The 7,964-nt window shown below is 61.2% G+C and carries 8 protein-coding genes; 1 reads left to right on the top strand and 7 read right to left on the bottom strand.

The features are described from left to right. A partial coding sequence (locus VGG64_21840; GenBank protein ID HEY1602260.1) for a transketolase C-terminal domain-containing protein occupies positions 1-350 on the top strand: 350 nt, incomplete at its 5' end. Between the two features lie 62 nt (positions 351-412). Here the strand turns inward: VGG64_21840 and VGG64_21835 are convergent. The 7 genes from VGG64_21835 to VGG64_21805 all read right to left on the bottom strand — a co-directional run bounded on the left by VGG64_21835 (position 413) and on the right by VGG64_21805 (position 7,712). After that, positions 413-1,570: a PLP-dependent aspartate aminotransferase family protein gene (locus tag VGG64_21835; protein HEY1602259.1), complete on the bottom strand. Its 1,158-nt coding sequence runs from the start codon at positions 1,568-1,570 to the stop codon at positions 413-415. A gap of 240 nt (positions 1,571-1,810) precedes the next feature. Continuing rightward, positions 1,811-2,617, bottom strand: coding sequence for a sugar phosphate isomerase/epimerase family protein (locus tag VGG64_21830; protein ID HEY1602258.1), 807 nt, complete (start codon positions 2,615-2,617; stop codon positions 1,811-1,813). Between the two features lie 310 nt (positions 2,618-2,927). Beyond that, on the bottom strand, positions 2,928-3,392 hold the full coding sequence (locus VGG64_21825) for a hypothetical protein (GenBank protein ID HEY1602257.1): 465 nt from the start codon (positions 3,390-3,392) through the stop codon (positions 2,928-2,930). A 61-nt stretch (positions 3,393-3,453) separates the two neighbouring features. Next, positions 3,454-3,957, bottom strand: a complete 504-nt coding sequence (locus VGG64_21820; protein HEY1602256.1) for an SRPBCC family protein — start codon at positions 3,955-3,957, stop codon at positions 3,454-3,456. Continuing rightward, positions 3,957-4,889 (bottom strand): TIGR01777 family oxidoreductase, encoded by a 933-nt coding sequence (locus VGG64_21815; GenBank protein HEY1602255.1) that lies wholly within the window; start codon positions 4,887-4,889, stop codon positions 3,957-3,959. The genes VGG64_21820 and VGG64_21815 overlap by 1 nt, the downstream gene beginning before the upstream one ends. A gap of 309 nt (positions 4,890-5,198) precedes the next feature. Beyond that, complete coding sequence (locus VGG64_21810) at positions 5,199-6,677, bottom strand: AAA family ATPase (protein HEY1602254.1); 1,479 nt, start codon at positions 6,675-6,677, stop codon at positions 5,199-5,201. 3 nt (positions 6,678-6,680) lie between these two features. Then, positions 6,681-7,712, bottom strand: coding sequence for an SMP-30/gluconolactonase/LRE family protein (locus VGG64_21805; GenBank protein ID HEY1602253.1), 1,032 nt, complete (start codon positions 7,710-7,712; stop codon positions 6,681-6,683). Positions 7,713-7,964: the final 252 nt, after the last annotated feature.

Here is a 7,964-nt window from a genome sequence, read left to right as displayed (position 1 = left end):
CGCTGCGCAGCGAAGGGTTAGATGTGGGCGTCGTCAACGCGCGTTTCATCAAGCCGCTGGATACCGAAACCATTCTGCGGGCCATCGACACGGCCAGCTTGGTTGTCACGGTCGAAGAAGGCGCGCTGCCCGGCGGATTTGGTAGCGCAATCCTTGAAGCGGCCGCCGACGCAGGTGTCGCCGCCAGTCATGTGCGCCGCTTGGGAATGCCCGACCGGTTCGTCGAGCATGGTGAGCGTGGTGAATTGCTGGCCGACTTACGGCTCGATGCCGCCGGCATTGCCGCTACCGTGCGTGAATGGGCCACCGAAGCCCCACTCCTTCGCTCCGACGAGCGCCGTGCAGGATAAAACACGGCCGGGCATGTCGTAGCGGGCGCTGGTACACAATCGCTCCGCCGACACCGTGCCGCTTAGCCGACGACAAAGGCCTGGGAGATTGCCTGGTCGAGGTCGTAGCACAGGTCGTCCGCCGCCTCCAGGCCAATGCTCAGGCGAATCAGGCCGTCGCTGATGCCGAACGTCCGACGGGCGGCAGCATCGTAGCTGGCGTGTGACATGGTGGCCGGTAGTTCGATCAATGACTCGACCGCCCCCAAACTCACCGCTAAACGAAACAGTTTGGTCCCTTCGACAACGCGTGCCGCCTGCTGCAGTTGCCCGTCGACCTCGAAGCTGACCATGGCGCCAAACGCGTTGTCCATCTGCCGGGCAGCCAGCTTGTGCCCTGGGTGCCCAGGCAGACCCGGATAGTGAACCGCGCGCACGCACGCGTGCTTTTCGAGATGTTCGGCCACAAGCCGCGCCGAACGACATTGTTCGCGGACGCGCAATTCAAGAGTCTTCAATCCGCGCGAGCAGAGAAACGATTCCCACGGACCCATCACGCCGCCAGTGGCGTTCTGGATAAAGTACAAACGTTCGAACAGCGCGTGGTCATTGACAACAAGCGCCCCGCCCAAGACGTCGCTATGACCGCCGATGTACTTCGTGGCCGAATGCATGGCGATGTCCGCACCCAATGCCAGCGGTCGTGTCAGTGCTGGCGTGGCGAAAGTGTTGTCGACTGCCAACAATGCCCCATGCACGTGAGCGATCTTGGCGCATGCGGCCACATCGGTGATCGACATTAGCGGGTTGCCCGGCGTTTCTACCCACAACATCTTGGTCGAGGGCGTGAATGCTCGCTCGACCGCCGCCAGATCCGTGGTCGGCACGGTCGAGACGCGGACTCCCACGTGATCGAGTATTTTGTGCAGCAATCGATAGGTGCCGCCGTATAGGTCCGCGCTCGCCACCACGTGATCGCCCGGAGCGAGCATCATCATCACGCAATGCGTGGCCGCCATACCCGAGGCGAATGCCAAGGCCAGGCTTCCTTCTTCGAGCGCCGCGAGAGTCGTTTCAAAGGCCTTGCGCGTGGGATTTCCGCTGCGCGAATAATCGAATTCGGCGCTGCAACTGGCCGTAGGCTGGACAAACGAGGTAGCCATATAGATAGGCGGCACGATGGCGCCGGTGTGGGGGTCGGGCTGTTGGCCGACGTGAATCGCGCGGGTGCGGAACTGCATAGAGAATCTTCCAGAGGGGCGAGAAATAGTTGTAGAGGGAGGACGGCAGGTTCAGGTTCGCGGCGCATGCGATATCGGACCGTCGCCCGTGGACCGAGGCCATCACGCGCATCACAGCTTGGCCTGAATAGCCCAGTGTAGCCAACACAGGTTCGCTAGTTCAGTGCCGCCGGCAGTGTAATGCGACGCGGGCCATTGGGAACGTCCGCCCAGCAGTCAGCGGCTGAGCCAAATGAAATGCTACCCGACCAACAACTTTGCGAAAGCATCTTTAGACTGGTCGAGCAGTTCTTTGTAGCAGGAATTCTCGATTTCCTCCCCCATTAGCTCGATCTCGTAGTCACCGTCGTAGCCGCCGCGGCCCAGACCTTCGATGATTTCGGCAAGGCGGATATTGCCTTCGCCCAGGCGTGCCCGATTCTGCTCACGCTGCGGCGGTTGGCGACTGTCGCCGAGGTGAACGATGGCAATGTGCGGGGCCAGCCGTTCAATACCGGCTCGTACGACGTCGTCGTAGCCGAAATGGTAGGTGTCGAAAACCAATCTCAGGGCCGGGTGGCCGACGGCCTCGATCAATTCCAGTGTGGCGTTAATGTCTGTCAAGAAAGTCCATTCGGCGGCACAACCGGCGTGCATCGGTTCGATGGCCAGGATGACATTGGCACTGGCGGCTTGTGCGCAAAGCTCGCGCAAGGCGTCGCGCACCAGGCGCTTGGCATGATTGTGCGTATGGCCAGCGCGTGAGCCGCTGTAGACCACCACGCAGCCGGCGTGCATTTGGGCTGCCAACCGGACCGCTTCGGCTGCATCGTCGAGGCTTTCGCGGAAAGTCCGACCGTCACTCCCCGTGAATCCGCCGGCCCAGAGCAGGCTCGAAACGGCGAGGCCGCTCTCGACGAGCAACTCGATCCCCTTGTCCTCGCCGTAATCCGAGAGTTTTTGGCGCCACACGCCCACGGCCGGGATGCCCGCCGCCGCATAGTGAGCCACGTCTTCTTCAAACGACCAACGATAGGTCGTCATTTCGTTCATGGACAAGCGTGCCATGCGCGTTCGCTCCGTCGAGTCCGGCAGAATGCCGTTGGCCGATTGAATACGGTGACGCCCCCCGCCAATTAGCGCTCACCTTCGCTGCGCCACGCCACCCTCATGCCGGCGCCGCCTGAGGACCTTGGACCATCGCGTGCGACGGTTAAGACCCTTGCTGCCCGCGAGACAGCATTCTCGCGATCGTGATCACGTCCGTGCGGGCAACCAAGCCGGGCCAAGCAGCCGGTAGTATCGGCAATCGACCGTAGCGTGTAAAGCGTGCCATGACAGCAGAAACATCGGGCAGCCAGCGTCGTTGAGGTTTTCCCTATGCCTTGCCACCGGCCTGACGGCACTTCATGTAATAGCGCTGGACTTCAGCCACGCACGAATGGCCGTCTGGTGAAAGCCTGTGGCAACGGGCTTCAGCGGTTTTCGCCTTGTCGATCGTCGCGCGGGTCCGCACTACGCCCCCGTCGCGAATGTCCTGTTCGACGTCGTCTCGCGTGAGACCAAAGCAACTGCACAAGGGTGCGTCGGCGTCCTTCGGCCAGACCGGGTAGCGCAACTGCTCGACAGTAGTGACGCGCTCGAACGTGTCAAAATACGCCACCTCGCAGCGCGCAAATGGACAGAACCAGGCCGTCTCGGAAAGGTTTGCCAGTGCCGTCGGTTCGAGATGTTCGCGCACCGCATCGGCCGTGGCTGGCGCGCCCAGCGACCCGCAACGCGGACAATGCCGTTGACCCGTATCTTCTGGTTCGCGCACGAAAGCTTTGTTCATAGACGCCATGATAACTTGCCTTGCGGCAAGGTGCATGGCCGGATACGCGGAACCCGCGCGACAGCTTATCCTACGAGGCGATCGTCGCGGCCGCGCGATCTCCAAACAGCTCGCGGATCTTGGTTTCGCGATAGTCGAAAACCTGTTTCAGCGACCATCGCACCGAGAGCCAATGTGCGATATGGCCTAACGAGCCCAGCGGCATCTCGTAATCGACTCGATCGACGATCAACGTGCCGCCGGGCACCTCTTTAAACTCATGCACGTGATGCCAACGGCGATATGGCCCAGTGATCTGGATATCGACGAAGCGTGCCTCGGGCTCGAACGACTCGATCAACGTTCGCCATTGGAAGCGGATGCCGAAGAGCTTGAGTTGATAATCGATCAATGTGCCGGATCGCATCACGATTGGCGACGGCGTTAGAATATGAAACTGCAGGAATTCTGGAGTGAGCGCCTCGAGATTTGCGGCATTGGCAAAGAAGGCGAAGATCTCGCTGCGCGGCCGCGGCACGAATTGCTGCCGTTCGAGATGACCAGCGAGATTACCGAGCACGCCAAACCCACGCATCAAGGTACCCTGGCCGGCGCGCCGGCCGCCGAGATGGGGCGCGGATGAACGGCTGCCTCGAGCGCCTCGGTTAACGACGTGTAGCGGAAGGTGTAGCCGGCCCGTTCGGCAGCCCGCGGCACGACTCGTTGTGAACCGAGCAGAACCTCGGAGAAGCCCCCCACAGCCAGCCGTAGCGCTATAGCAGGCACGGGAAAAATCGCCGGGCGATGCACGACCTTGGCCAACGCGCGCGTGAAATCACGATTTGTCACCGGCGTTGGCGAAACAGTATTCATAGGCCCGTGCAGCTCATGCGCTGCGGCGTGCAGCAGCAGGCCCACCACATCGTCGACGTGGATCCAAGACATCCATTGATGGCCATTTCCTAATCGACCCCCTGCGCCCAGTTTGAACGGTAGCAGCATCTTGGCCAGGGCCCCCCCCTGCCCCAGCACGATACCGAAGCGCGTGCAGGCGACACGCAGGCCATGTTGGTGAGCCTCTTGGGCAGCAGCCTCCCACTGACGGCAAACGTCCGCCAGAAAATCGCTCCCTGGCGAGGACGACTCGTCGAGTACCTCGTCACCGCGTGAACCGTAGTAGCCGATGGCAGACGCACAAACTAGCACGCCAGGCCGCTGCTCAAGCCCGGCGATGGCCTGGACGAGATTACGAGTGCCGGTCACGCGGCTATCATGAATCAGCCGTTTCTTGTGAGCCGTCCAGCGTCCTTCGCCGACGGGTTCGCCAGCCAGGTGGAAAACAGCCTCGACACCAGCAAACGCGTCGGCCGGAGGCAATCCACCAAGAGGATCCCAATAATGGACCTCAGCCCGGGGACATTTGGCACGCGCCGCCTGAGGATTGCGCGACAACACAACTGGTTCGGCGATCTGCTCCAGCAATTTGCCGCCGACGAAGCCGGTCGCACCAGTGACGAGCGCACGCATGATTGCTCCCTCTGGGAACCTGAGGAACCGAAACGCTGAGCCCCCTCAATCTTAGTGCGATCGCACGTCAAGGCCAGCCGGCGAAGGTGAGAATCACGAACGATAAATGTTGAATGATGAATGGGTTGGTAGGAATAGCGGGCTACGTCGTCGTCCGCGTTCGGCCCTTGAGGATTCCGACACGATTTCCTGCAATTGTTCTTAGTGTGCGCGGTGGGCCGATCCTCGATTTGTGGTATCTACAGGCAATGCATCTGGAACGTGCTCGCGCATGATCCGGTCTGCTTCCGGACGCAGTTCCGACGCTCGCTAGTCCGCCGGCACACATCGGCCGTTGGCCCACGCCCGCAGCTCGGCAATACGCTCGCGCATCAGCACTGCCAGCGGCTTTGTAGCGCGTGCCTGCGTCAGCAGATGCTCGTCTTGCAGCGGAGCGCCGCTGCCAAACGCTTCGTACATAGCGGCCACAATCAATTGTTCGATCTCGGCGCCGCTGAAGCCAGCCGTCGCGGCCACCAGATCCGCCAGAGCAAATGCGGCCGGATCGCGCTTGCGGCGCGCCAGGTGAATTTCTATCACCCGCCGCCGCGCGTCGTCGTTGGGCAAGTCGACGAAGAACACTTCGTCGAATCTCCCCTTGCGCAGCAACTCCGGCGGCAAGGCGTCGATATTGTTAGCTGTGGCTACCATGAAAATCGGCGACGTCCGTTCCTGCATCCAGGTCAAGAGTGTGCCGAACATTCGTTGCGACAGCCCGCCATCGGCCGACTCGCTGGCGGCCGAGGCAAACGCTTTCTCGATTTCGTCGATCCACAATACGACCGGCGCCATCCGTTCAGCCTGCGCCAGCGAGGCACGCAGCCGGTCTTCGCTTTCACCGATGTACTTCTGGTACAGGACGCCCGGATCCATCCGCAAAAGCGGCATGTTCCAATCGGCGGCCACGATCTTCGCGCACAGACTTTTGCCGCACCCCTGCACGCCCAACAGCAAAATGCCACGAGGTGGCTCCAACCCGAAGTCGCGAGCCCGAGCCGACATCCCGCCGCGGCGATGCGCGAGCCAGCGTTTCAGGTTATCCAAACCGCCAATCTCGTCGACGGCTATGTTCACCGAGATCGACTCCAGACACCCCGCAGTTTGCAACAGGCTGCGCTTGTCCTCGATGATGCGCGGCAAGTCGTCGGCCGTGAGCGCATTGTCGACGTGAATCGCCGCGGCGACGACCCGCGCGGCATCAGCTCGGGTCAGGCCGCGCAGGGTTTGCACGAGATGGTCCATTTCGCGCTTGGTGAGCCGGCTGGTCACCTCGTGCAGGCTCTGGTTCTTGACCGCGCGAAACGTGTCCCGCACCACCTGTCGCAGCTCTTCCGATTCCGGCAGCTTGAGCGACAGCGGCATTGTCAGCCGGCGAATCGGCTCGGGCAGCGCGTCGGCATCGATCAACAACACTGTCGGCCGGTCCAGGGCGGCAATGTCGCGCAGCTGGCGCAACAGAAAGGGATCGCGGCTGTGGGCTCCCAGATCCTTGAATACGTACAGCGCGTTCTTGTATTGATTCTTCAGCACATGCTCAAGCGCCGCGGTAGGCTTGGCGATGCCGGCGCCGGTATCGACGCGGGTAGGCCCTGTCTGCACGAGTCCTGAAGTAATGCTCCACTCGAATACGATCAGCGACAGCTCTTCGGCTGCCTGCTGCGCAAGCTCGGTTGCCCGCTGCTCGTCACGCGTCTCGACAGCCAACAGCGACCGTCCCGAACGGATCGACAGCTTTAGTTCCTCGAGCACGAGCTAGAACCCCAGCCCTTTGGTGTTCGTCTTGATGCGTCCCAAGTACATATCGGCACAGACGTAGAGCACAGTGCCGTCTTCACCCCAGCCGCAGTTGGCCGTGGCTTCGCCGGTGTCGATCGTTCCCAAATGCGTACCATCGGCCGCGAACACATGAACGCCGCCCGGCCCCGTCGCAAAGACGTTTCCCTTTTGGTCGACTTTTAGTCCATCGGGCAAGCCTTTCCGGCCCGCCTCGAACCAGGCCGTCGAGTCGGCGAACACGCGGCCCGAACCCAACGTGCCATCGGGCTTAACGTCGAAAGCCTTCCAAATCGGCTGCTTCGGGTCTGACTGGGCAACGTACAACGTCTTTTCGTCGGGCGAAAAGCCGATGCCGTTGGGAAAGGTCATTTCTTTGGTCAGGAGCGTAACGGTGCCGTCTTTGGCCAATCGGTAGACACCATTGAACTTCAATTCCTTGGCCGGATCGTCGTTCAGTCCTTCGAGCCCGTAGGGGGGATCGGTGAAATACAAGTCGCCATTGGATTTGAAGACGGCGTCGTTCGGACTATTAAAGCGCTTGCCGTCATAACGATCGGCCAATGTCTCGAACGATTTGTCTCCCTTGAGCCGCGCGATCCGCCGATCGCCATGCTGGCACAACACCAACGGTCCTTGCGCGTCGAAGTGCAAGCCATTGCTGCCTGGCTCACCGCCGCGCGGTTTGCTGCCGGTGTAGCCGCTGGGCTTGAGAAACAGCGTGATCCCCTCCCCTTCTTTCCACTTCATCACACTGTTGGGCGGAATGTCCGAGAAGAGCAGGTATTGGCCTTTCTTATCCCAGACAGGCCCCTCGGCCCAGTCGAACCCGTCAGCAAGTTTTTCCAGGACTGCGCCCTGCGGTATGAGTTGATCAAAGCGGGCATCTTTGCGTTCGATCTTGCCGAACGCCGGATAAACCTTCTTCTCTGCCGCCATGGCCATCGATCCGTAAAAAATGAGAATGCCGACCGCCACCGTCGCCCGTTGCCACGACCGCCTGAGTATCATCGGATTTTCTCCGCGAAATAGGTTGATATGCGCCAAGGACCGCCCGCTGGCGGCGCGAGATCATCTTGCACGTACAGATGGCGCGGGTCAAGCAACAGGCCGTTCGTGCCCCGCACGCAGTGCGATGTCGATTTCGGCTTATCGATCGACCACCCCTCGACAACGCACGCATTTCCGAACGTCCTTCATTTCCTCTGAAATCGGCATTCCCGGCTTGGCCCTCGGTGAGGCGCACGGTTAGACTACGCCAAC

It is taken from the genome of Pirellulales bacterium (assembly GCA_036490175.1).
GTDB lineage: Bacteria > Planctomycetota > Planctomycetia > Pirellulales > JACPPG01 > JACPPG01.
Note: the sequence above shows the minus strand (reverse complement) of the source record. Positions and strands in the feature narration are given on the sequence as shown.

Bases quoted from the DNA above. Each gene is read 5' to 3' on its own strand.
- VGG64_21835 (HEY1602259.1), bottom strand. From the start codon at position 1,570: ATGCAGTTCCGCACCCGCGCGATTCACGTCGGCCAACAGCCCGACCCC.
- VGG64_21805 (HEY1602253.1), bottom strand. From the start codon at position 7,712: ATGATACTCAGGCGGTCGTGGCAACGGGCGACGGTGGCGGTCGGCATT.
- VGG64_21820 (HEY1602256.1), bottom strand. From the start codon at position 3,957: ATGCGTGGGTTTGGCGTGCTCGGTAATCTCGCTGGTCATCTCGAACGG.
- VGG64_21830 (HEY1602258.1), bottom strand. From the start codon at position 2,617: ATGGCACGCTTGTCCATGAACGAAATGACGACCTATCGTTGGTCGTTT.
- VGG64_21815 (HEY1602255.1), bottom strand. From the start codon at position 4,889: ATGCGTGCGCTCGTCACTGGTGCGACCGGCTTCGTCGGCGGCAAATTG.
- VGG64_21825 (HEY1602257.1), bottom strand. From the start codon at position 3,392: ATGGCGTCTATGAACAAAGCTTTCGTGCGCGAACCAGAAGATACGGGT.